Below are 24350 nucleotides of genomic sequence, written 5' to 3'. Positions count from 1 at the left end.
TGTGGTTCGCGGAGGCGGTGGTGTGGATGTACCGGGCGATCGGCGTCGAGCCCACGAAGGACACCGCGGCGACGTCCGGGTGCTCCAGGAGCCGGTCGACGGCCACCTTGTCACCGTGCACGACGTTGAAGACCCCGTCGGGCAGACCCGCCTCGGCCAGCAGCTCGGCGAGCTTCATGGCGGCCGACGGGTCCTTCTCCGAGGGCTTGAGGACGAAGGTGTTGCCGCAGGCGATGGCGATCGGGAACATCCACATCGGGACCATGGCCGGGAAGTTGAACGGCGTGATGCCCGCGACGACGCCCAGCGGCTGGCGGATCGAGGACACGTCGACCCGGGAGGCCACCTCGGTCGACAGCTCGCCCTTGAGCTGCGTCGTGATCCCGCAGGCCAGCTCGACGATCTCCAGGCCGCGGGCGACCTCGCCGAGCGCGTCCGAGTGCACCTTGCCGTGCTCGGCGGTGATCAGGGCGGCGATGTCGTCGCGGTGGGCGTCGAGCAGGGCGCGGAACTTGAAGAGGATCGCGGTCCTGCGGGCCAGCGAGGACTGGCCCCAGGTCGCGTAGGCGTCCTTCGCGGCGGCGACCGCGGCGTCGACCTCGTCGACGGTCGCGAACGCGACGCGCGTGGTCACGGCGCCGGTCGCCGGGTCGGTGACCGGCCCGTACGTACCCGACGCCCCCTCGACGGACTTGCCACCGATCCAGTGGTCGACGGTCTTCGTCATGGCCATGCACTCCTTCACAGATGGCGTCGTCGGGCGGCGACGTGCCGGTCGTACTCCTCGCGGGCCTTGACCGCCGACGGTCGGGTCGCGGTCTCGGCCACGGGTACATCCCACCAGGCCTGCGCCGGGGGCGCGCCCGACACTGTGTCTGCCGTTTCGGTCTCCACGTAGACACAAGTGGGAGTGTCCGCCGCGCGTGCCTCGGCGAGGGCCGCCCGCAGGTCGCGCACGGTTCCCGCGCGCAGGACCCGCATACCCAGACTGGCCGCGTTGGCCGCGAGGTCCACCGGCAGCGGCACCCCCGTGTAGGTACGGTCCGCGGCCAGACGGCGGTACGCCGTGCCGTACCGCTCGCCGCCCACGGACTCCGAGAGGCCGCCGATCGACGCGTACCCGTGGTTCTGGAGGACGACCACCTTGATCGCGACGCCCTCCTGGACGGCGGTGACGATCTCGGTCGGCATCATCAGGTACGTGCCGTCGCCGACCAGCGCCCACACGGGCCGGTCCGGGGCCGCCATCCGCACCCCGATCGCGGCCGGGATCTCGTAGCCCATGCACGAATAGCCGTACTCGACGTGGTACTGGTCCCGCGAGCGCGCCCGCCACAGCTTGTGCAGGTCACCGGGGAGCGAACCGGCCGCGTTGATCAGGATGTCGTCCTCGGTGACCAGCTCGTCGAGGACGCCGAGGACCTGCGGCTGGGTGGGCCGGACGTCGGCGTCCTCGGCCTCGTAGGCCGTGTCGACGCGGTGTTCCCAGCGTTCCTTGCCGTCCGTGTACTCGGTGACGTACGCGGGCTCCGCTCGGTGGCGGTGCGCCGGCAACGCCCCGGCGAGCGCTTCGAGACCGGCGCGGGCGTCGGCGATCAGCGGGAGACCGGCGAGCTTGTGGCCGTCGTACGGGGCGACGTTGAGGTTGAGGAAGCGGACGTCCGGGGCCGCGAACAGCGTGCCCGAGGCGGTGGTGAAGTCGGTGTAGCGGGTGCCGACGCCGATCACCAGGTCGGCGGTGCGGGCGAGGTCGTCGGCGGTCGCCGTGCCGGTGTGGCCGATGCCGCCGACGTCCTGCGGGTGGTCCCAGCGCAGCGAGCCCTTGCCCGCCTGGGTGGAGGCGACGGGGATGCCGGTGGCCGAGGCGAACGCGGCGAGCGCCTCCTCGGCGCGGCTGTGGTGCACGCCGCCGCCCGCGACGACCAGCGGACGCCGGGCCGCGCGGACCGCGGCGGCGGCGCGGGCCAGCTCTCCGGCGTCGGGGGCCTGGCGGCGCACGGTCCAGGTCCGCTCGGCGAAGAACTCCCCGGGCCAGTCGTACGCCTCGGCCTGCACGTCCTGGGGCAGCGCGAGCGTGACGGCGCCGGTGTCGACGGGGTCGGTGAGCACCCGCATCGCCTGGAGGGCGGCGGGGATCAGGGCCTCGGGACGGGTGATCCGGTCGAAGTACCTCGACACCGGGCGCAGACAGTCGTTGACCGAGACGTCCCCGGCGAAGGGGACCTCCAGCTGCTGGAGCACCGGGTCGGCGGGACGGGCCGCGAAGACGTCCCCGGGCAGGAGCAGCACCGGCAGGTGGTTGACGGTGGCGAGCGCGGCGCCGGTGACGAGGTTGGTGGCGCCGGGCCCGATGGAGGTGGTCACGGCGTGCGTGGAGAGCCGGCCGCACTGACGGGCGTAGCCGACGGCCGCGTGCACCATGGCCTGTTCGTTGCGCCCCTGGTGGAAGGGCATCACGGGGTGTGTGTCCCCGGCGGGCACCGTGGAGTGCTCGACGAGCGCCTGGCCGATCCCGGCGACGTTCCCGTGGCCGAAGATGCCCCAGACGGCGCCGATCAGCCGGCGGCGGGCGCCGTCCCGTTCCGTGTACTGCGCGGCCAGGAACCGCACCAGCGCCTGCGCGACCGTCAGCCTCGTCGTCGAGGTCATCGGTATCCCCCTGTGCTCCTCGCGTGCTCCGGGTGGAAACGGATCCGCCACTCCCTGTCCCCGCCCGGACCCGCCATGACGTTCAGGTAGTACATGGTGTGACCGGGCTGGGCGATGGACGGGCCGTGCCACCCGTCGGGGACGAGGACGGCGTCGCCGGTGCGGACCTCGGCGAGGACGTCCGAACCGCCCTCGCGGGAGGGGAACACCCGCTGGTAGCCGAAACCGCCCGGTCCGTCGATCTCGAAGTAGTAGATCTCCTCCAGCCGGGACTCGACGCCGGGCAGGTCCTCGTCGTGCTTGTGCGGCGGGTACGAGGACCAGTTGCCTCCGGGGGTGATCACTTCCACGGCGATGAGCCGGTCGCAGTCGAAGACGTCCGCGGCGGCGAAGTTGCGCACCTCGCGGGCGCAGGTGCCGCTGCCGCGGTCTTCGACGGGGACCTCCGGCGCGGGGCCGTAGCGGGCGGGGAGTCGACGCTCGCACTTCGCTCCTGCCAGGGCGAAGCGGCCTCCCGCGCCGGAGGCGATCTGGGCCCGGGCCTCACGGGGAACGTACGCGAAGTCGGAGACTCCGTCGAACACGCTCCCTCTGCCCAGGAGTTGGAACTCCTCCTCTTCCGTACCGTCTTTGGTGCGCACCGTGCAGCCGCCGCCGAGCGGGAGCACGATCCACTCGCTGTCCCCGGTGGTGAACGTATGGGTGCCGCCGGGTGCCAGCTCCACGATCCGCAGGCTGCTGTGGGTCCATCCCGCCCGTTCGGGGTCGATGTCGAGGGCGTAGTGGGCGTCGGCGGCGGTGCCCCTGGGCACGTACAGCCCGTTGCTCGGACGAGTCATGCGGCCCTCACAGAAGTCCTACGGCGGTGTCCACGGCCGCGGCGACATCGCCGTCCGCGGGGTACAGCAGCGAACGGCCCACCACCAGGCCCTGCACGGTGGGGAGTTGGAGCGCCCCGCGCCACTTCTCGTACGCGCCCTCCTGGTCCTCGCCGACATCGCCGCCGAGCAGGACGGCGGGCAGCGTGGAGGTCTCCATGACCCGGGCCATGTCATCGGGGTTCTCGGTGACGGGGACCTTCAGCCAGGTGTACGCCGAACTGCCGCCCAGGCCGCCGGCGATGGCGATGGACCTGGTGACGGCCTCGGCGCTCAGATCGTTGCGCAGGGTGCCGTCGTCCCGGCGACGGCAGAGGAACGGTTCGACGAAGACCGGGAGTCGCCGTTCGGCCATGTCGTCCATCACCCGGGCGGCGGACTCCAGGGTGCGCAGCGACCCGGGATCGTCGTAGTCGATGCGCAGCAGCAGTTTGCCGGCGTCGAAACCGAGCCGTTCGATGTCCCTCGGGCGGTGGCCGGTGAACCGGTCGTCCATCTCGAAGACGGAACCCGCGAGTCCGCCCCGGTTCATGGACCCGATGACCACCTTGCCGTCGAGCACTCCGAGCAGCAGCAGGTCGTCGAGTATGTCGGCGGTGGCGAGCACGCCGTCGACCCCGGGGCGGGAGAGCGCGAGACACAGCCGCTCCAGCAGATCGGCGCGCCCCGCCATGGCCAGCTTCCGGTCGCCGACGGCCAGCACGCCGCGCGCCGGGTGGTCCGCGGCGACGATCATCAGCCGCCCGGAGCCGTCGACCAGCGGCCGGCGCGCCCGGCGGGCGGCGGCCTCCGCGATCGCCTCGGGGTGACGCGCGCGGGTCCTGACGAGGGCGGAGACGTCGACGCGGGGGGACGCGGGACGCAGGCGGTCGTAGGCGGTGGGGGCGACGGGGGTGGCGGTGAGCGGTCCGGCGGACGCTCCGGCGGGCGGGGGCGCGTCGCCGCCCCGCTCGTGACGGGCTCCCCCGACGTGGCCCGCCCTCATCGCACCGCTCCGGCGGCGAGGGCCCGCTCGATCTCGTGCGGGGCGGGCATCGCGGAGGAGCACTCCAGGCGGGAGGCGACGATGGCGCCCGCCGCGTTCGCGTGGCGCACGGTCTTCTCCAGGTCCCAGCCGGCGAGCAGTCCGTGGCAGAGGGAGCCGCCGAACGCGTCGCCCGCGCCGAGTCCGTTGAGGACCTCGACCGGCAGGGGCGGGACCTCTGCGGTGGTCCCGTCGCGGTGGACGGCGAGGACGCCCTTGGGTCCCTGTTTCACCACGGCGAGTTCGACGCCGGCCTCGAGGAGGGCGGCGGCAGCGGCGTGCGGCTCGCGCTCCCCCGTGGCGATCTCGACCTCGTCGACGTTGCCGACGGCGACGGTGGCGTGGCGCAGGGCCTCTTCGTAGACGGCGCGCGCGGAGGCGAGGTCCTGCTGGGCCGTGTTCGTCCGGGCCGTGCCTTCCCGGGCCGTGCCTTCCCGGGCCGTGTCTTCCCGGGCCGTGTCTTTCCAGGCTGTGCTTTCCCAGAACATGGGCCGCCAGTCGAGGTCGAAGACCGTCGTGCCGGAGCGGGCCCGGTGGGCCAGCGCGGCGAGGGTGGCCGTTCGGCTGGGCTCGGCGCTCAGTCCCGTGCCCGTCACCCAGAGGACGCGGGCGTCGCGCACGGCGTCCAGGTCGAGTTCGTGGGCGTGGATCTCCAGGTCGGGGGCCTTGGGCTGCCGGTAGAAGTACAGCGGGAAGTCGTCCGGCGGGAAGACCTCGCAGAAGGTGACCGGGGTCGGCAGTCCCGGTACCGCGGTGACCCAGCGGTCGTCGACGCCGAAGTCGCGCAACGCCTCGTGCAGATAGGTTCCGAAGGGATCCGCACCCGTTCGGGTGACGACGGCGGTACGCCGTCCGAGCCGCGCGGCCGCCACCGCGACATTGGCCGCCGAGCCGCCGAGGAACTTGCCGAAGGAGGTCACCCGGGACAGCGGGACCCCCGTCTGCAACGGGTAGAGGTCCACACCGATCCGCCCCATGGTGATCAGCTCGTACGCCATCGAGTTCCCTTCCGCGCGGTCCCTGCGGCTGCCCCCAGGTCTAGCCTCGCGGAGGGAGCCTGTCAACGTTTTGTCCAGACATTCGGACCAGGACTTGACACCTCTCCGGAGCCGCCGGAAGCTGGCGCCCATGACGTCGTTGCCGCCTCAGTCATCGCCGCAGCCATCCCCCGGGCCCTCGCCGAAGTCGTCACCGCGGTCGTCACCTCCGTCCTCACTCTCGCGCATCCGGATCGGTTCGGCTCCCGACTCCTGGGGCGTCTGGTTCCCCGACGACCCCCTACAGGTCCCCTGGCGGCGCTTCCTCGACGAGGTCTCCGAGTCCGGCTACGAGTGGATCGAGCTCGGCCCGTACGGCTATCTGCCCACCGATCCGGACGTCCTCCGCGAGGAGACCGCGCGGCGCGGGCTCGGCGTCTCGGCGGGCACGGTCTTCACCGGGCTGCACCGGGGCCCCGAGGTGTGGGAGTCCACCTGGGCGCACGTCTCGGAGATCGCGGCGCTCGCCCGGGCGGTGGGCGCCGGTCATCTCGTGGTCATCCCGGCCTTCTGGCGGGACGACAAGACCGGGGCGGTGCTGGAGGACAGCGTGCTGACGCCGGCCCAGTGGCGCCATCTGGCCACCCAGACCGAACGGCTCGCCCATGAGGTGCGCGAGCGCTACGGACTGCGGGTCGTCGTCCATCCGCACGCCGACACGCACATCGACAGCGAGGAGAACGTCACCCGCTTCCTCGACGCGACCGACTCCTCCCTGGTGTCGCTCTGCCTGGACACGGGCCACTACGCCTACTGCGGCGGCGACAGCGTCAAGCTCATCGAGACGTACGGCGAACGCATCGGCTACCTCCACCTCAAGCAGGTGGACCCGCGGGTGCTGGCCGGGGTGCGGGCGGAGGAGCTGCCGTTCGGGCCCGCCGTCGCGCGCGGCGTGATGTGCGAACCGCCCTCCGGCGTACCGGCGCTGGAGCCCGTCCTCGCCGCCGCGCAGGACCTCGGCGTCGAACTCTTCGCGATCGTCGAGCAGGACATGTACCCGTGTCCGCCGGACAAGCCGCTGCCGATCGCCCGGCGCACCCGGGCGTTCCTGAGGTCCTGCGGGGCCTGACGCCCACGCCCCCGGACGTACGGAACCCGGACTCACGGACGCCCGGAGCCCGGTGACCCTTCACGCCTGCCACGCCTGCCGGGCCTGCCGGGCGACCCCGTCGGACGCCGGGCGGCCGCCGAAAGTCCGCGCGCCTACGCCCCGTTGCCACCAAATGCGTCACTCGTGTCACAAAAAACACGCCTGTGTCACACATGTCGCGTATACGCGAGTCTTGCGTCACACCCGGTCGACAGTCACGGTCCAGCGCTCACGCTGCGTCGTTCACCGGGCACAGGCTTTGTGATCACCAGCGCAGCGCCCGGCTCCCCCGACGGCCGTCCCAGGCCGCCGCCGCGGCGCGCGCGGGGAGGTGCCACTCATGACCGACCGCGGACTCTGGTCGTACAAGGAGATCGCCGCGCACATCAAGGTGCAGCCGGACACCGTCCGGTCCTACCGCAAGCACGGGCTGCTGCCGCCGCCCGATCACGTCGAGTCCGGAAAGCCCTACTGGTACGCCGACACCGTCCGTGCCTGGGTCGCCTCCCGCCCGGGAAACCGGAGCCGCAAGGGCAGTTGACCGGATCCGGCCCGGTCCCTCACACCCACGGCTCGATGACCGTCGCCCCCGCCCCGGGAGCCGATCCCATGGCGGCCAGGGCGGACGGCGTGGCGTCCAGCGCGATGGTGGAGGTCACGAGGAGGTCGGGGCGGAGCACTCCGGCGCGGACCAGTTCCAGCAGGGGCGGGTAGGCGTGGGCCGCCATTCCGTGGCTGCCGAGGAGTTCGAGTTCGAGGGCGATCACCCGGGCCATCGGGACCGGGGTGACGCCCGTCGGCGAGGGCAGCAGCCCGACCTGGACGTGCCGGCCGCGACGGCGCAGGCCGTTCACCGAGGCCGCGCAGGTGCCGGGCGATCCGAGGGCGTCCAGCGACACGTGCGCGCCACCGCCGGTCAGTTCACGGACCGCCTGCGCCGGGTCCGCCACGGCGGAGGCGTCCACGCACTCCGCCGCTCCGAACTTCCGCGCCAGATCGAGCGCCGCCGGTGACACGTCGACGGCCACGACCCGTGCGCCGGAAGCCGCCGCGATCATCACCGCCGAGAGGCCGACGCCACCGCAGCCGTGCACCGCGACCCACTCCCCCGGAGCGGTCCTTCCCTGGGCGACCACCGCGCGGAACGCCGTGGCGAACCGGCAGCCCAGCGAGGCCGCCGTGGCGAAGGACAGCTCCGGCGGCACCGGGACCAGGTTCACCTCGGCGTGGTCGAGTGCCACGTACTGGGCGAAGGAGCCCCAGTGCGTGAACCCCGGCTGGGTCTGCCGCTCGCACACCTGCTGGTCGCCCGCCGCGCAGGCGGGACAGCTCCCGCAGGCACAGACGAACGGGACGGTGACCCGGTCGCCGGGACGGTGGCCGGTCACCCGGGCGCCCACCGCCTCGATCACTCCGGCCAGTTCATGGCCCGGCACGTGCGGCAGCGTGATGTCCGGGTCGTGGCCCATCCAGCCGTGCCAGTCGCTCCGGCACAGTCCCGTGGCCTCGACCCGCACCACCACTCCGTGCTCCGCGGGCGCCGGGTCCGCCACCTCCCGTACCTCGGCCGGCTCCCCGTACCGCTCGAACACCACTGCCCGCATCGGCTCCCGCCCTCCGCTCGGAGATCAGCTCCCGCGGAAACGCTATCCGCGCGCCTCGGCCCTGTCCCTTCCGGGCTCCACCGCCGGTGCCGACTCCGACTCCGGTGCCGCCCCCGGCACCTCGTCCGAGATCGGTCCGGCCTCCGGGGCCGGCTCCGGGGTCTCCCCCTCGCTGAGGCCGAACCGGTCGTGGAAGCGCCGCAGGGGTCCGGGAGCCCACCAGGTGGCCCGGCCCGTCAGCCGCATGACGGCCGGTACCAGCAGACTGCGGACGACCATCGCGTCCATCAGGACGGCGAGCGCGACGCCCAGTCCGAGCATCTTGGTGTTGGCCACCCTGGAGGTGCCGATCGCGACCATCACCACCGCGAGGATGACCGCGGCCGCGGTGATCAGTCCCCCGGTGCGCTGGAGTCCGAAGCGGACCGCCTCCCGGTGGTCGCCGCTGTGGTCGTACTCCTCCTTGATGCGCGAGAGGAGGAAGACGCCGTAGTCCATGGAGAGGCCGAAGGCGACGCAGAACATCAGGACCGGGAGGGTCGTCTCGATCGAGCCGGAGCTGGTGAAGTCGAGGAGGCCGGAGAGATGGCCGTCCTGGAAGACCCAGACCACCGCGCCGAACATCGCGGTCAGACTGAGCGCGTTGAGCAGGACCGCCTGGAGCGGGATCAGCACGCTGCCCGTCAGCAGGAACACCAGGAACAGGGTGACGATCGCGATGAAGGCGGCCGCCCACGGCAGCCGGTCGGCTATCGCGTGCTTGGAGTCGACCAGGACGGCCGCCGTGCCGGTCACGGAGGTGTCGAACGGAGCGTCCGCCGACCGGAGTTCGCCCACCAGCCGCTGGGCCCCCTCGTCCACGGCCTCGCCCTTCGGCAGCACCGAGAAGTACGCGGTGTCGCCCTTCACCAGAGGTCCGTCCACGCGCAGCACCTCGGGCAGGTCCGCGATCCGCTCCTTGTACCGGGCGTACTCGGTCTCGGTGGCGGACCCCTCGGCCAGGACCTCCAGGGCGCCGCCGGGACTGCCCGGGAAGCCGTCGCGGATGTGCTGCTGGACGATGTGCGACTCCGCGCCCGAGGGAAGCTGCCGGTCGTCGGCCGTACCGAACTTCACACCCAGGAAGGGCAGTCCGAGGACCACGAGGCCGGCCGTGGTGGCCACCGCGAAGAGCGGTGCCCTGCGCATGACGAGGGAGGCCATGCGGCCCCAGACGGCGCCTCCGTCGGCGGGGTCCGGCCTTCCGCGCCGGAACAGACGCCGCAGATCCAGGGAGTTGACCCGGTCACCGAGGAGCATCAGCGCGGCCGGGAGCAGGATCAGCGCGGCGGCCGCGGCGAGCAGCACGACGGCGATGCCCGCGTAGGCGAAGGAGCGCAGGAAGTACTGGGGGAAGACCAGCATCGCGGCCAGCGACACGGCGACCGTGAGGGAGGAGAAGAGAACGGTGCGGCCCGCGGTGCGCAGGGTGACACCGATCGCGGCCCGCGGCGGGGCGCCGCCGGCCAGTTCCTCGCGGAACCTGCGGACGATGAACAGCGCGTAGTCGATGGCGAGACCGAGACCGAGGGCCGTCGTCAGGTTCATCGCGAAGACCGAGACGTCCGTGACCTCGGTGAGCGCGCGCAGCACGGCGTTGGTGCCGAGGATCGCGACGATCCCGACCCCGAGCGGGAGCAGGGCCGCGACGGCGCTCCCGAAGACCATGACCAGCAGCAGGAGGGTGACCGGAAGGGCGATCATCTCGGCCCGGGTGAGGTCCTCCTTGATGGTCGTCTGCATCTCGTGCCGCACGGCGACCGGTCCGCCGACCCGGACCTCCACGGGACCGCTCCTCCCCCGGTAGGCGGGCACGAGGCGGTCCAGGGTGTCGGCCGCGGCCGTCTCGTCGCCGGTGAGCCGGGCGGCGATCAGCGCTTCGTGGCCGTCGCCCGCCCTCAGCGCGGGTGAGCCGGACCGCCAGTACGAACCGACGCCGGTGACGCCGTGCTCGGCGGCCAGACGCGCCGCGATCCGCTCGGCCTCGGCGGCGACCGCGGGGTCGTCGACCGAGGAGCGGCCCGCGTCGAGGAGGAGCAGCAGATTGGGCTGCGAGGCGGGGAACTCCCGCTCCAGCGCCTTGGTCGCGTACGTGGACTGCGCGGTCGGGTCCTCCCAGCCGCCGCTGCCCAGCCGGTCCGCGACCCCGCTGCCGGCGACCACGGCGAGCGCGGTCAGCAGGAGGGCGACGAGCAGGGAGAGCCGTGGCCGCGCGGTCACGAACCGGGTCCAGCCGCCGAGGCGCGCCTCCCCGCCCGTACCTCCGCCCGTGCCTCCGTCCGGGGCCGGACCCGAGTCCGTACCCCTGCCCCCGCCCTGGCCCCCGCCGGCCCCGTCGTCCGCGCCGTCGACTTCGGACATGATGCGGTGTCCCCTCACCGTGACCCGATGACCCGCGTCCGTGCAGGCATCATGGATCGCCCATTGCCATAGACTGGCAAACACGAGACGTCGCTCGCGTTTTTCAAGAATGCGAGTGACCGCTCGCGTTTGTCAATCGCGTCCCGAGAAGCTGGGGATCACCGTGCCCGAGAAGCAGCAGACGAAGGAGCCGTCGGAGCGAGCGCAGCAGACCGAGGACCGACCGCGCCGCCGCCAGGCCCGCGGCGAGCGCCGCGTCGCCCAGCTCCTGGAAGCGGCGGCCTCGGTGTTCTGCCGGACCGGCTACACCGCGGCGAGCACCAACGCCATCGCCCGCGAGGCGGGCGTGTCGCCCGGCACGCTCTACCAGTTCTTCCCGAACAAGGAGGCCATCGCGGTCGGCCTCAGCGACCAGCTGCTCGACCACTGGGCCCAGTCGCACGGGCAGGCGCTCGCCCGCGAGAACGCGGACCTCCCGCTGGACCGGATGCTCGACGCGGTCCTCGACCCGCTGATCGCGTTCAACGTCGAGAACCCGTCCTTCGCCGTCCTGATGCACGGGGCCGACACCCCGGGCGTGATCGTCGAGGAGATCGGCACCCTGCACGGCACCATGCTCGCCCGCGTCGAGGAGATGATCGGGGCCCGCCTGCCCGAGCTCCCCGCGGACGAGCGCACCCGCACCGCGAACATGGCGGTCCACCTGTTCAAGGCCGGCCTCACCCTGGTCATGTCCCACGAGGGCGCCGAGCGGGACGCCTACATCGCGGAACTGAAGACGGTCATGCACCGCTACCTGGAGCCGCTGCTCGACAGCGGGTCGCCCGCCGCCCGCTGAGCCGCGCCGGACGGGGCGGCACCTGCGCTCCGTCCCGCGACACGGAGGACGCGCGCCACGAGGTCCGGGCGAATCGATCAGCGATCCACGACACCGACCCGTCCCCCTCCTCGCGCAGCACCCCCTCCTCCTCGCCCAGCCCCCCACCGCCGCACGCCCATGACCGCCCCGACGCGCCGGACCCGCGGATCCCCCGCCCGAACCCACAGGTCAACCCCCGGGGACAAAGGGGACGGCCACGCCCCGGAACCAGTCGGCGGACACGCCCCGGGTCCGCAACTCCCCGGCCGCGGCGGGCCCCGCCGCCGGACCCCCGCCGCCTCCGGAAACGCCGCCCGGACATCACCCCGGGCCGGGCGTCGGCCGCGTCGGCCACGGCCGCCACGCACACCACCGCCCAGCCGTCGCCCCCGCCCCCGGCCCCGACCCCGGCCGACGGCTCCCCCACCCCCGTCACCCCGTCACCACCCACCCCCGTCGTCCCGCCGCCTCCGCGCCCCCGACCCACCCTCCGGCGCGCCGCGCCCTCGCTTGGAGAAATACCCCCTAGGGGTATAGTGTGGTGAGCATGGAGGAGAACCCTGGGTTCCCGGGGATCCCTCCGGCACACGCACGTCCCAGAACGCCTCGACGAGGAGTAACGCCATGACCGCCCAGACCGGCACCCCGGGTTCCGTCACCACCGTCTACCAGGTGAGCGGCATGAGCTGCGGACACTGCGAAGGCTCCGTCAGCGGCGAGATCTCCGCGATCCCCGGCGTGAGCTCCGTGAAGGCCGTCGCCTCCACCGGCGAGGTCACCGTCGTCTCCGCGGCCGCGCTCGACGAGAGCGCCGTCCGCGCCGCCGTCGACGAGGCGGGCTTCGAGCTCGTCGGCACGGCCTGAGCGAGTCCCGCAGCTCTCCTTCTCCGCACCGGGCCGCGCCGACCGGCTGATACCGGCTCCGCGCGCCCCGGCCTCTTCCTGGAGCCGCACCATGACCACCGCAGCACCCGAGACGCCGATAGGCACGACCTCGGAAGTCGAGCTCTCGATCGGCGGGATGACCTGTGCCTCCTGCGCGGCCCGCGTCGAGAAGAAGCTCAACCGCATGGACGGCGTCACCGCCACCGTCAACTTCGCGACGGAGAAGGCCAAGATCTCCTACCCCGAGGGGGTGGGGGTCGCCGACCTGATCGCCACCGTGGTGAGGACGGGGTACACCGCCGAGGAGCCCCCGCCGCCCGCACCGGCCGAGGAGGAGACGCCTCCCGCCGCCGACGATCCCGAGACGGCCGCCCTGCGCGAGCGGCTGACCGTCTCCGCGGTGCTCGCCCTGCCCGTCGTGCTCATGTCGATGATCCCCGCCCTCCAGTTCGACAACTGGCAGTGGCTCTCGCTGACGCTCGCCGCGCCCGTCGTGGTGTGGGGCGGGCTGCCCTTCCACCGGGCCGCCCTGACGAACGCGCGGCACGGCGCGGCCACCATGGACACCCTGGTCTCGGTCGGCACCCTCGCCGCGTTCGGCTGGTCCCTGTGGGCGCTGTTCTTCGGCGACGCGGGGATGCCGGGCATGCGGCACGGCTTCGAGTTCACCGTCTCCCGCACGGACGGGACCTCCACGCTCTACCTGGAGGTCGCCGCGGGCGTCGTCGCGTTCATCCTGCTCGGACGCTTCCTGGAGGCCCGCTCCAAGCGGCGCGCGGGAGCGGCGCTGCGGGCGCTCCTGGAACTCGGAGCCAAGGACGTCGGCGTCCTGCGGGACGGCCGTGAGGTCCGCCTGCCGGTGGCGCAGCTGGCGGTCGGCGACCGCTTCGTCGTCCGGCCCGGCGAGAAGATCGCCACCGACGGGACCGTCGTCGAGGGCACCTCGGCCGTGGACGCGTCCATGCTGACCGGCGAATCGGTGCCGGTGGACGTGGGCGCCGGGGACGCCGTCACCGGTGCGACCGTGAACGCCGGGGGCCGGCTCGTCGTCGAGGCCACCCGGATCGGCGCGGACACCCAGCTCGCGCGGATGGCCCGGCTCGTGGAGGACGCGCAGAACGGCAAGGCCGAGGTGCAGCGGCTCGCCGACCGGATCTCCGGGGTCTTCGTGCCCGTCGTCCTGCTGATCGCGCTCGGCACCTTCGCGGTGTGGATCGCGGCCACCGGGGACACGGTCGCGGCCTTCACCGCCGCCGTCGCGGTGCTGATCATCGCCTGCCCGTGCGCGCTCGGCCTGGCCACCCCGACCGCCCTGATGGTCGGCACGGGCCGCGGCGCCCAGCTCGGCATCCTGATCAAGGGGCCCGAGATCCTGGAGTCCACCCGCCGCGTCGACACCGTCCTCCTGGACAAGACCGGCACGGTGACGACGGGCCGCATGAGCCTGCACGAGGTGTACGTCGCCCCGGGACGGGCCGAGGAAGACGTCCTGCGGCTCGCCGGAGCCCTTGAACACGCCTCCGAGCACCCGGTTGCCCGAGCGATCGCGACAGGCGCTCAGGAGCGCGTCGGCGGCCTTCCCGCCCCGGAGCACTTCGAGAACGTGCCGGGGCGGGGCGTGCGCGGGCGGGTGGACGGCCGTGACGTCACCGTCGGCCGGTTCCCGGGCGCGCTCCCGGCAACGCTTGCGGACGCGAAGAACGCGGCCGAGGCGGCGGGCCGCACGGCCGTCGTGGTCTCCCTGGACGGCACGCCGACGGGCGTGCTGGCCGTCGCCGACACGGTCAAGGAGACCAGCGCCGAGGCCGTGCGCGAACTGCGCGGCCTCGGGCTCACGCCGATGCTGCTGACCGGGGACAACCGGGCGGTGGCCGAGGCCGTGGCACGGGAGGTCGACATCGGCCCGGCCTACGTGATCGCCGAGGTGCTGCCCGAGGACAAGGTCGCCGTGGTCGAACGGCTGCGGAACGAGGGGCGCACCGTCGCGATGGTCGGCGACGGGGTGAACGACGCGGCGGCGCTCGCCACCGCCGACCTGGGCCTCGCGATGGGCACCGGGACGGACGCGGCGATCGAGGCGGGCGACCTGACGCTCGTGCGCGGGGACCTGCGGGTGGCCGCGGACGCGATCCGGCTGGCACGCGCCACGTTGTCGACGATCAAGGGAAACCTCGTCTGGGCCTTCGGCTACAACGTGGCGGCGCTTCCGCTGGCCGCCGCCGGCCTGCTGAACCCCATGATCGCGGGAGCCGCGATGGCCTTCTCGTCGGTCTTCGTGGTCACGAACAGCCTTCGACTGAGAGCATTCGCGTGACGACAGGGCATGAGTCCCCCTAGAGTCCAACGGGAGCCTCACATAAGCTCTTCACAAGGCTCGCGCATCTTCCTTACGCTTGGTCCTCGATTTCCGTATCGGGGCTCTTGCCTATATTCAGGACATATGCAAGAGACTCAGATCACAGTGATGTGAATGTAACCACCGAAGGGGTTCGTCAGTCTAAGTTGGCGATGTCAGAAGCGTCTTGGGGGGCGCGACTGGCATCTGGGGATGTCTTGGGGGACGTTCCCGGAAATTGCGTCGCCGGGGCACGTACAGCGGGGAGCTTTGAGCGGCCCTCCCGATCCGTACGCGTCCCGGCAGATCGCACCGCAGTACGGCGAGCTCCGCTCGCCCGGCTCCACCGCCGGCCCCGTGCCGGCACACAGCGATTCAGGCGCTGTCCACAGACGCCCGGCCGGATCCCGTGGGGGGAATCCGTACCGGGACAAGGAAAGCGCCCTGACTACCGGCCCGTGGGGGGACCAGTAGCAGGGCGCTTTCCGTTTTTCGCGCTCTACGGGTTCACCGGGCCCCGTGTCGGAACCCGGTGGTCGCGTGGGTGCCTCAGCGGGCCTCGACCGGCACGAAGTCGCGCTCGACGACACCCGTGTAGATCTGGCGCGGGCGGCCGATGCGGGAGCCGGGCTCCTTGATCATCTCGTGCCACTGGGCGATCCAGCCCGGCAGCCGGCCGAGGGCGAACAGGACCGTGAACATCTCGGTCGGGAAGCCCATGGCGCGGTAGATCAGGCCGGTGTAGAAGTCGACGTTCGGGTAGAGGTTGCGCGCGACGAAGTACTCGTCGGAGAGCGCGTGCTCCTCCAGCTTCAGGGCGATGTCCAGCAGCTCGTCGGACTTGCCGAGAGCGGACAGGACGTCGTGCGCGGCGGCCTTGATGATCTTCGCGCGCGGGTCGAAGGACTTGTACACCCGGTGGCCGAAGCCCATCAGGCGGACGCCGTCCTCCTTGTTCTTCACCTTGCGGATGAAGGAGTCGACGTCGCCGCCGTTGGCCTGGATGCCCTCGAGCATCTCCAGGACGGACTGGTTGGCGCCGCCGTGCAGCGGGCCCCACAGGGCGGAGATGCCGGCGGAGATCGAGGCGAACATGTTCGCCTGCGAGGAGCCGACCAGACGCACGGTGGAGGTCGAACAGTTCTGCTCGTGGTCCGCGTGCAGGATCAGCAGCTTGTCGAGCGCGGAGACGACGACCGGGTCGAGCTCGTAGTCCTGGGCGGGGACCGAGAAGGTCATGCGCAGGAAGTTCTCGACGTACCCGAGGTTGTTGCGCGGGTAGACGAAGGGGTGGCCGACCGACTTCTTGTACGCGTAGGCCGCGATCGTCGGGAGCTTGGCGAGCAGCCGGATGGTGGAGAGGTTGCGCTGCTTCTCGTCGAACGGGTTGTGGCTGTCCTGGTAGAAGGTCGACAGCGCCGAGACGACCGACGAGAGCATCGCCATCGGGTGGGCGTCGCGCGGGAAGCCCCGGTAGAAGTTCTTGACGTCCTCGTGCAGCAGGGTGTGCTGCGTGATCTCGTTCTTGAAGGTGGAGAGCTCGTCGACGTTCGGGAGCTCGCCGTTGATCAGCAGGTAGGCCACCTCCAGGAAGGTGGACCGCTCGGCCAGCTGCTCGATCGGGTAGCCGCGGTAGCGGAGGATGCCCTGCTCACCGTCGAGATAGGTGATCGCGGATTTATACGCGGCGGTGTTGCCGTACCCGCTGTCCAGCGTCACCAGACCGGTCTGGGCGCGGAGCTTGCCGATGTCGAAGCCCTTGTCGCCGACGGTGCTGTCGATCACCGGGTAGGTGTACTCGCCATCGCCGAACCGCAGTACTACAGAGTTGTCGCTCACGTCATCCCTCACCGACTTTGTGCCTCTTCTTCGAGGTGCCCTGACTGCCTCTACCATCCCCCATTTGGCCCTGGAGAGTGCACTCGGGGTCGGCCGTTGGGCCCAATGGCGGCACTCAGTGCCGTCAATCTGCTCATCCTGCCCCGTTCGCCGCGCAACCGGAAGGCTTCTGTGACCCACATGACTCGTTTGATCGATCATTTTTTTGCGACGGGTCGCGTCCGTGCCCGAAAGGCCCCGTTCGGCCCCCCGAGAGGGTCCCTCCACCTCGGTGGGAGGCGGTGGTTCACGAGCCGGAGAGCCGGAAGTCCAGAGCCGTGCACCGGCGTCCCGCGGACACCGTACGCACCGCCTGCCCTATCGCCTTGCGCGAACCGACGAGGACGACCAGCTTCTTGGCCCGGGTGACCGCCGTGTAGAGCAGATTGCGCTGGAGCATCATCCAGGCGCCCGTGGTCACCGGGATCACCACCGCCGGGTACTCGCTGCCCTGGGAACGGTGGATGGTCACCGCGTAGGCGTGGGCCAGCTCGTCCAGCTCGTCGAATTCGTAGGGCACCTCCTCGTCCTCGTCGGTGCGCACCATGAGCCGCTGTTCGACCGTGTCGAGGGAGGTGACGACGCCCACGGTGCCGTTGAAGACGCCGTTCTCGCCCTTGTCGTAGTTGTTGCGGATCTGGGTGACCTTGTCGCCGACCCTGAAGACACGGCCGCCGAACCGCTTCTCGGCGACGTCCGGGCGGCCGGGGGTGATGGCCTGCTGGAGCAGCCCGTTCAGGTGGCCGGCGCCGGCCGGGCCCCGGTGCATGGGGGCGAGGACCTGGATGTCCCGGCGGGGGTCCAGCCCGAACCTGGCCGGAATCCGCCGGGCCGCCACGTCCACGGTGAGCCGCCCGGCCTCCTCGGTGTCGTCCTCGACGAAGAGGAAGAAGTCCTTCATGCCGTCGGTGAGGGGGTGCTGCCCGGAGTTGATCCGGTGCGCGTTGGTCACCACCCCGGACTGCTGGGCCTGGCGGAAGACCTTGGTGAGGCGCACCGCGGGGATCGGACCCCGCTCGGCGAGCAGATCGCGCAGCACCTCGCCCGCGCCGACGCTCGGAAGCTGGTCGACATCACCGACGAAGAGCAGGTGCGCGCCCGGGGACACCGCCTTGACCAGCTTGTTGGCGAGCAGGAGGTCGAGCATGGAGGCCTCGTCCACGACGACCAGGTCGGCGTCCAGCGGGCGGTCCCTGTCGTAGGCCGCGTCGCCGCCCGGTTTGAGCTCCAGAAGCCGGTGCACGGTGGAGGCCTCGGCTCCGGTCAGCTCCGCCAGGCGCTTGGCGGCGCGGCCGGTGGGCGCCGCGAGGACGACCTTGGCCCCCTTGGCGCGGGCCAGCTCCACGATCGAGCGGACCGTGAACGACTTGCCGCAGCCCGGCCCCCCGGTCAGCACGGCGACCTTCTCGGTGAGCGCGAGCCGGACCGCTGCCTCCTGTTCGGGGGCCAGCTCCGCACCCGTACGCCCCTTCAGCCAGGTCAGCGCCCTGTCCCAGGCCACGTCACGGAAGCCGGGCATCCGGTCCCCCTCGCCGCGCAGCAGGCGCAGCAGCTGCGCGGCGAGCGAGAGTTCGGCACGGTGGAAGGGGACGAGATAGACGGCCGTCACCGGGTCGCCGCCGTCCGGGCCCGGCACCTTCTCCCGTACGACACCGGGGTCCTCGCCCTCCTCCGGAGGGGCCGCCAGCTCGGCGAGGCACTCGATGACCAGGCCGGTGTCCACCTGGAGCAGCTTCACCGCGTCCGCGATCAGCCGCTCCTCGGGGAGGTAGCAGTGGCCCTGGTCGGCGGACTGCGACAGGGCGTACTGGAGGCCGGCCTTGACGCGCTCCGGGCTGTCGTGCGGGATGCCGACGGACTGGGCGATCTTGTCGGCGGTGAGGAAGCCGATGCCCCACACGTCGGCCGCCAGGCGGTAGGGCTGGTTCTTCACGACCGAGATGGAGGCGTCGCCGTACTTCTTGTAGATACGGACCGCGATGGAGGTGGACACCTCCACGGTCTGGAGGAAGAGCATGACCTCCTTGATCGCCTTCTGCTCCTCCCAGGCGTCGGCGATCCTCCTCGTGCGCTTGGGTCCGAGTCCCGGGACCTCGATGAGCCGCTTCGGCTCCTCCTCGATGATCCGCAGGGTGTCCAGGCCGAAGTGCTCGGTGATGCGGTCGGCGAAGACCGGTCCGATGCCCTTGACCAGACCGGAGCCGAGGTAGCGGCGGATGCCCTGGACGGTGGCCGGGAGCACCGTCGTGTAGTTCTCCACGGTGAACTGCTTGCCGTACTGCGGGTGGGAGCCCCAACGGCCCTCCATGCGCAGCGACTCGCCGACCTGGGCACCGAGGAGGGCGCCGACGACGGTGAGCAGATCGCCGGCGCCCCGGCCGGTGTCGACCCGGGCGACCGTGTATCCGTTCTCCTCGTTGGCGTACGTGATGCGTTCGAGCACGCCTTCCAGCGTGGCCAGTCGCCGCTCGCCCGCCTTGGCGGCCCCCGCCTGATCGCTCATGATCCGACCGTACCGCCCGCCACCGACAGCGCTCCGGCGCTGTGGACGACTCGTTCCTCCGGGACCCGCGGAGGACTTCGGGCCCTCCCGGGCCCGAGAACGTTTCGAGGGGCCCGGTCCGTCGACCGGGCCCCTCGGTTTCCCCTCCCGTACCAGAACCCCCGCGATCCCCCCGGATCCCCCTCCAAAGGTCCTGATGCCACGTACGACCCGCAAGGGTGCGGAAGGGTTGCACGAACTTCCGAAGATTTTTTCCACCGGTCGGGAAGGGGAGGATCGCCGCAGGTCAGGACCGGTTCCCCAGGCGGTCCGGCGGAGCCGCGGCGGCCGCCCGACAGCCGCCCGGCGGCGATGCGGAACGCTACCCGGCGTGCTCCGAGAACCGTGCCACCGTCTCCGCCAGCACCTCGCGCCCGTCCCGGGCCCACAGCTTCTCGTTGAAGAGTTCGACCTCGACGGGCCCGGTGTAGCCCGCCGCCTCGACCAGGCCGCGCCACGCCCGGAAGTCGACCGAGCCGTCGCCGAGCTGGCCGCGGCCGACGAGGACGCCCTCGGGAAGCGGGGTGACCCAGTCGGCGAGCTGGAAGCCGTGGATGCGCCCGCCCGCTCCCGCGCGGGCGATCTGGGCGGGGGCCGTGTCGTCCCACCACAGGTGGTACGTGTCGACGGTGACGCCCACCTGGTCGGCGGGGAAGCGTTCCGCGAGGTCCAGGGCCTGGGTGAGGGTGGAGACCACACAGCGGTCGGCCGCGTACATGGGGTGGAGCGGTTCGACGGCGAGCCGCACCCCGCGGGAGGCGGCGTACGGGCCCAGTTCGCCGAGCGCGTCGGCGATGCGCTCACGGGCGCCGTGGAGGTCCTTCGATCCGGGCGGCAGACCGCCGGAGACCAGGACGAGGGTGTCGGTGCCGAGGGTCGCGGCCTCGTCGACGGCGGCCCGGTTGTCGTCGAGCGCGCGCGCCCGCTCCGCCGGGTCGAGTGCGGTGAGGAAGCCGCCCCGGCACAGGGTGGTGACGGCGAGACCCGCCTCGCGGACGAGTCGTGCGGTGGCCTCGAGCCCGTACGAACGCACGGGTTCGCGCCACAGACCGACCCCGGGAACACCCAGTTCGAGGCAGCCCTCGACCAGTTCGGGGATCGACAGCTGTTTGACCGTCATCTGGTTGACGGAGAGACGGGCGAGGCCGCTCATGAGGACACTCCGTACAGGGCGAGCAGGGTCTTCATCCGGGTCTCGGCGCGTTCCGGGTCCGGGAACAGGCCCAGCCGGTCGGCCAGTTCGTAGGCGCGGGCGAGGTGCGGCAGGGAGCGCGCCGTCTGTAGGCCGCCCACCATCGCGAAGTGCTCCTGGTGACCCGCGAGCCAGGCCAGCAGGACGACGCCCGTCTTGTAGAAGCGGGTCGGGGGCTCGAAGAGGTGCCGGGCCAGCTCCACGGACGGGTCCAGGATCTCCCGGAAGCCCGCCGTGTCTCCGGTGTCCAGGACCCGGACGGCCTCGGCGGCCAGGGGGCCCAGCGGGTCGAAGACGCCGAGCAGGGCGTGGCTGAACCCCCGTTCGTCACCCGCGATCAGTTCGGGGTAGTGGAAGTCGTCGCCCGTGTAGCAGCGGACGCCGTCGGGCAGGCGGCGGCGCAGGGCGACCTCGCGTCCGGCGTCCAGCAGTGACACCTTGATGCCGTCGACCTTGTCGGGGTGGGCCGCGATGACGTCCAGGAACACCTCGGTGGCCGCGTCGAGGTCGGCCGAGCCCCAGTAGCCCTCCAGCGCCGGGTCGAACATGGGGCCGAGCCAGTGCAGGATCACCGGTTGTGCGGCCTGGCGCAGCAGGTGGCCGTAGACCTCCAGGTAGTCCTCGGGGCCGGAAGCGGTCGCGGCCAGCGCGCGGGACGCCATCAGGATCGCCCGGGAGCCCGACTCCTCGACGAGGGCGAGCTGTTCCTCGTACGCCCGCCGGATCTCGGGCAGCGACCCGGCGGTGATCTGGTCGGTGCCGGCGCCGCAGGCGATCTCGCCGCCGACGGCCTTCGCCTCGGCGGCACTGCGGCGGATCAGTTCGGCCGCGCCCGCCCAGTCCAGGCCCATGCCCCGCTGCGCGGTGTCCATGGCCTCGGCGACGCCCAGCCCGTGGGACCACAGATGACGGCGGAAGGCGAGGGTGGCGTCCCAGTCGACGGCGGCCGGGGAGCCGGGGCCCGCGTCGGCGAACGGGTCGGCGACGACGTGCGCCGCGGAGAGGACCGTACGGGAGGTGAAGGGGGTGCCGGGAGCGACGGCGCGGGGTTCCGTGCGCGGTTCGTACGAGCGCAGCCCGCCGCCGGGGCCGGGGAGCAGGACGGTCACAGCGCGATCTCCGGGACGTCGAGGCGGCGGCCCTCGGCCGAGGACCTCAGGCCCAGTTCGGCGAGCTGGACGCCGCGGGCGCCGGCGAGGAGGTCCCAGCGGTAGGGGGCGTCGGCGTAGACGTGCCGCAGGAACAGCTCCCACTGGGCCTTGAAGCCGTTGTCGAACTCGGCGTTGTCGGGGACCTCCTGCCACTGGTCGCGGAAGGAGCAGTCGGCCGGGACGTCCGGGTTCCAGACCGGCTTGGGGGTCGAACCTCGGTGCTGGACGCGGCAGCCCCGCAGCCCGGCGACGGCCGAGCCCTCGGTGCCGTCGACCTGGAACTCGACGAGCTCGTCGCGGTGGACGCGGACCGCCCAGGAGGAGTTGATCTGGGCGATGGCACCGCCCTCCAGCTCGAAGATCCCGTAGGCGGCGTCGTCGGCCGTGGCGTCGTAGGGCTTGCCGCGTTCGTCCCAGCGCTGCGGGACGTGGGTGGCGGTGAGCGCCTGCACCGAGGTGACGCGGCCGAACAGTTCGTGCAGGACGTACTCCCAGTGCGGGAACATGTCGACGACGATGCCGCCGCCGTCCTCGGCGCGGTAGTTCCAGGAGGGCCGCTGGGCGCTCTGCCAGTCGCCCTCGAAGACCCAGTAGCCGAACTCGCCGCGGACGGACAGGATCCGGCCGAAGAAGCCGCCGTCGATCAGGCGCTTCAGCTTGAGCAGGCCGGGGAGGAAGAGCTTGTCCTGGACGACGCCGTGCCTGACGCCCGCGGCGTGCGCGAGCCGGGCCAGCGACAGCGCTCCGTCGAACCCGGTGGCGGTCGGCTTCTCGGTGTAGACGTGCTTGCCCGCGGCGATCGCCTTCCCGAGGGCCTCCTCCCGGGCGGAGGTCACCTGGGCGTCGAAGTAGAGGTCGACGGACGGGTCGGCGAGCACCGCGTCCAGGTCGGTCGACCAGTGGGCGAGTCCGTGCCGCTCGGCGAGCGCCTTCAGGGCGCCCTCGCGACGGCCGACGAGGACGGGTTCGGGCCACAGCACGGTGCCGTCGCCGAGGTCGAGGCCGCCCTGGTCGCGCAGGGCGAGTACCGAACGGACGAGGTGCTGGCGGTAACCCATGCGTCCCGTCACGCCGTTCATGGCGATACGCACCGTCTTGCGTGTCACGTCTTTCCCTCCGTACGCCTCGGGCGCCGCGCACGCTTCCAGGTGAACGTGACAGCAAGCGCTTTCTATGCAAGAAGAAGCTAGCCTCTGTGCAGCGGTATGGACAAGACCACCGCGAAGACGAGTTGTTCGAGGGGGCGAACAACGGGGGCCGATGGCCGTATGGTCTGCACGGACCCCGCCCACGGGAAACGGCTCACCCGGCCTTCGACTCCGCGTTCGACGCCGTACGACGAGACGTGGGCGGGCACGACGACGTACGAAGTGGCACGACAAGGCGCGACCGGAGGACGACGAGATGACGGTGACCCTGGCGGACGTGGCGGCCCGCGCGCAGGTCTCTCCCGCGACGGTGTCGCGCGTGCTGAACGGGAACTACCCCGTGGCCTCCTCCACGCGCGAGCGGGTGCTGCGCGCCGTGGACGAGCTGGACTACGTGCTGAACGGGCCGGCGAGCTCGCTGGCCGCGGCGACCTCCGACCTCGTCGGCATCCTGGTCAACGACATCGCCGATCCCTTCTTCGGGATCATGGCGGCGGCGATCCAGTCGGAGATCGGCGGGCCCGGGGGGCGCGCGGGCGGGGAGCGGCTCGGGGTCGTCTGCAACACCGGCGGCTCCCCGGAGCGCGAGCTCACCTACCTCACACTGCTCCAGCGCCAGCGCGCCGCCGCGGTCGTGCTCACCGGCGGCGCCATAGAGGACACGGCGCACGCGGGCGCCGTCGCCGCCAAGCTGCGCAAGCTCCACGAGGCGGGCACCCGGGTCGTGCTGTGCGGGCGACCGCCCGCGCCGGAGGCGCCCGAGGCGATCGCGCTCACCTTCGACAACCGCGGCGGCGGCAGGCAGCTGACCGAGCACCTGATCGGCCTCGGGCACCGGCGGCTCGGCTACATCGCGGGCCCCGAGGAACGCACGACGACCCGCCACCGCCTGGAGGGCCACCGGGCCGCGCTCGACGCCCACGGCATCGAGGACGACCCGCGGCGCACCGTGCACGGCCGCTACGACCGCCGGTCCGGTTACGAGGCGACGCTCGAACTCCTGCGCCGCGACCCGTCGCTGACGGCCGTCGTCGCCGCGAACGACACCGTGGCGCTGGGCGCCTGCGCGGCGCTGCGCGACTCCGGGCTGCGCATCCCGGGCGACGTGTCCGTCGCGGGCTTCGACGATCTGCCGTTCAGCATCGACGTGGTGCCCGCTCTGACGACCGTGCGGCTGCCGCTGACCGAGGCGGGTGCCCGTGCCGGGCGGATCGCCATGGGCCGCGAGGAGCCGCCGCCGGGTGGGATCGCCACGGTGCGGGGGGAGTTGATGGTGCGGGGGTCAACGGGGGTTCCCCGAACCTGAGTTCCGCTCCCGCGAGGTCACCGGGGTCCCGGGGCCCGGGGTTTCCGAAGCCCCGGGGTTCGACCCTTTGTTCTCGCCCCCTCCGCCCCTGCCCTTCCCACCCCTGGGGCTCCGCCCCAGACCCCGCCCCAGACCCCGCTCCCCAAACGCCGGAGGGGCTGAAATCCACGCCCGTGAGGGGCCGAACCCTTCCCTGGTCGGAGACGGAAAACACGCACGCGAGGGACCGCACCTGAGCCAGCGCCCACCCGCAGTCGGGATCCGGCGGAAGGGGCCGTGCCGGTACATCGAATGCCCGCAGGCCGGACGGATCAGAACCGACGCACGCCTCGAAACCCCGCTGAGATCCGTCCGGATGCGGGCGGATGTACC

18 protein-coding genes are annotated in these 24350 nt (G+C 72.1%); 6 read left to right on the top strand and 12 right to left on the bottom strand.

Translation table 11 applies throughout. The features are described 5' to 3' along the window. The 5 genes from CW362_RS36075 to iolC form a co-directional block, all read right to left on the bottom strand. Positions 1 to 727 (bottom strand): aldehyde dehydrogenase family protein (locus tag CW362_RS36075; protein ID WP_162684344.1); only part of this gene is annotated, 727 nt, incomplete at its 3' end. Between the two features lie 14 nt (positions 728 to 741). Next, positions 742 to 2649 carry a 3D-(3,5/4)-trihydroxycyclohexane-1,2-dione acylhydrolase (decyclizing) gene (gene iolD / locus CW362_RS36070; protein ID WP_103553827.1) on the bottom strand — a complete coding sequence of 636 codons (1908 nt, stop codon included), beginning with the start codon at positions 2647 to 2649 and terminating at the stop codon, positions 742 to 744. Then, complete coding sequence (gene iolB / locus CW362_RS36065) at positions 2646 to 3488, bottom strand: 5-deoxy-glucuronate isomerase (protein WP_103553826.1); 843 nt, start codon at positions 3486 to 3488, stop codon at positions 2646 to 2648. The genes iolD and iolB overlap by 4 nt, the downstream gene beginning before the upstream one ends. A gap of 7 nt (positions 3489 to 3495) precedes the next feature. Then, positions 3496 to 4512, bottom strand: a complete 1017-nt coding sequence (locus CW362_RS36060; RefSeq protein ID WP_240658225.1) for a Cgl0159 family (beta/alpha)8-fold protein — start codon at positions 4510 to 4512, stop codon at positions 3496 to 3498. Continuing rightward, on the bottom strand, positions 4509 to 5549 hold the full coding sequence (gene iolC, locus CW362_RS36055) for a 5-dehydro-2-deoxygluconokinase (protein WP_103553825.1): 1041 nt from the start codon (positions 5547 to 5549) through the stop codon (positions 4509 to 4511). Before iolC ends, CW362_RS36060 begins: the two co-directional genes overlap by 4 nt. Before the next feature lie 130 nt (positions 5550 to 5679). Here iolC and CW362_RS36050 point away from each other — a divergent pair, with 130 nt between their 5' ends. Together CW362_RS36050 and CW362_RS36045 are read left to right on the top strand one after the other, a co-directional pair. Further along, on the top strand, positions 5680 to 6657 hold the full coding sequence (locus CW362_RS36050) for a sugar phosphate isomerase/epimerase family protein (RefSeq protein WP_103553824.1): 978 nt from the start codon (positions 5680 to 5682) through the stop codon (positions 6655 to 6657). Positions 6658 to 7018: 361 nt separating this feature from the next. After that, positions 7019 to 7219 carry a helix-turn-helix transcriptional regulator gene (locus CW362_RS36045; RefSeq protein WP_103553823.1) on the top strand — a complete coding sequence of 67 codons (201 nt, stop codon included), beginning with the start codon at positions 7019 to 7021 and terminating at the stop codon, positions 7217 to 7219. Between the two features lie 19 nt (positions 7220 to 7238). Here the strand turns inward: CW362_RS36045 and CW362_RS36040 are convergent, their stop codons facing one another. Further along, positions 7239 to 8282 carry a zinc-dependent alcohol dehydrogenase family protein gene (locus CW362_RS36040; protein ID WP_103553822.1) on the bottom strand — a complete coding sequence of 348 codons (1044 nt, stop codon included), beginning with the start codon at positions 8280 to 8282 and terminating at the stop codon, positions 7239 to 7241. Positions 8283 to 8324: 42 nt separating this feature from the next. Beyond that, the gene (locus CW362_RS36035; RefSeq protein ID WP_103553821.1) at positions 8325 to 10682 is read right to left on the bottom strand and encodes an MMPL family transporter; all 2358 of its coding nucleotides are present in this window, start codon (positions 10680 to 10682) and stop codon (positions 8325 to 8327) included. A 157-nt stretch (positions 10683 to 10839) separates the two neighbouring features. Between CW362_RS36035 and CW362_RS36030 the strand changes: the two genes are divergently transcribed. The 3 genes from CW362_RS36030 to CW362_RS36015 all read left to right on the top strand — a co-directional run bounded on the left by CW362_RS36030 (position 10840) and on the right by CW362_RS36015 (position 14740). Then, positions 10840 to 11520 (top strand): TetR/AcrR family transcriptional regulator, encoded by a 681-nt coding sequence (locus tag CW362_RS36030; RefSeq protein WP_376450570.1) that lies wholly within the window; start codon positions 10840 to 10842, stop codon positions 11518 to 11520. 645 nt (positions 11521 to 12165) lie between these two features. Beyond that, positions 12166 to 12405 (top strand): heavy-metal-associated domain-containing protein, encoded by a 240-nt coding sequence (locus tag CW362_RS36020; protein ID WP_103553818.1) that lies wholly within the window; start codon positions 12166 to 12168, stop codon positions 12403 to 12405. Positions 12406 to 12496: 91 nt separating this feature from the next. Continuing rightward, positions 12497 to 14740 (top strand): heavy metal translocating P-type ATPase, encoded by a 2244-nt coding sequence (locus tag CW362_RS36015; RefSeq protein ID WP_103553817.1) that lies wholly within the window; start codon positions 12497 to 12499, stop codon positions 14738 to 14740. A gap of 570 nt (positions 14741 to 15310) precedes the next feature. Here the strand turns inward: CW362_RS36015 and CW362_RS36010 are convergent. The 5 genes from CW362_RS36010 to CW362_RS35990 all read right to left on the bottom strand — a co-directional run bounded on the left by CW362_RS36010 (position 15311) and on the right by CW362_RS35990 (position 22630). After that, positions 15311 to 16600 (bottom strand): citrate synthase, encoded by a 1290-nt coding sequence (locus CW362_RS36010; RefSeq protein ID WP_103553816.1) that lies wholly within the window; start codon positions 16598 to 16600, stop codon positions 15311 to 15313. A gap of 286 nt (positions 16601 to 16886) precedes the next feature. Continuing rightward, positions 16887 to 19142 (bottom strand): SF1B family DNA helicase RecD2, encoded by a 2256-nt coding sequence (gene recD2, locus CW362_RS36005; protein WP_103553815.1) that lies wholly within the window; start codon positions 19140 to 19142, stop codon positions 16887 to 16889. A gap of 361 nt (positions 19143 to 19503) precedes the next feature. Then, on the bottom strand, positions 19504 to 20334 hold the full coding sequence (locus CW362_RS36000; RefSeq protein ID WP_103553814.1) for a sugar phosphate isomerase/epimerase family protein: 831 nt from the start codon (positions 20332 to 20334) through the stop codon (positions 19504 to 19506). After that, positions 20331 to 21482, bottom strand: coding sequence for a dihydrodipicolinate synthase family protein (locus CW362_RS35995; RefSeq protein ID WP_103553813.1), 1152 nt, complete (start codon positions 21480 to 21482; stop codon positions 20331 to 20333). Before CW362_RS35995 ends, CW362_RS36000 begins: the two co-directional genes overlap by 4 nt. Continuing rightward, entirely contained in the window at positions 21479 to 22630 is a 1152-nt protein-coding gene (locus CW362_RS35990; protein WP_103553812.1) for a Gfo/Idh/MocA family protein, read from the bottom strand. The genes CW362_RS35995 and CW362_RS35990 overlap by 4 nt, the downstream gene beginning before the upstream one ends. Before the next feature lie 298 nt (positions 22631 to 22928). Here CW362_RS35990 and CW362_RS35985 point away from each other — a divergent pair, with 298 nt between their 5' ends. Continuing rightward, positions 22929 to 23978, top strand: coding sequence for a LacI family DNA-binding transcriptional regulator (locus CW362_RS35985; RefSeq protein ID WP_103553811.1), 1050 nt, complete (start codon positions 22929 to 22931; stop codon positions 23976 to 23978). Positions 23979 to 24350 lie beyond the last annotated feature (372 nt).

This window comes from Streptomyces populi (assembly GCF_002911015.1).
Taxonomy (GTDB): Bacteria; Actinomycetota; Actinomycetes; order Streptomycetales; family Streptomycetaceae; genus Streptomyces; species Streptomyces populi.
Note: the sequence above shows the minus strand (reverse complement) of the source record. Positions and strands in the feature narration are given on the sequence as shown.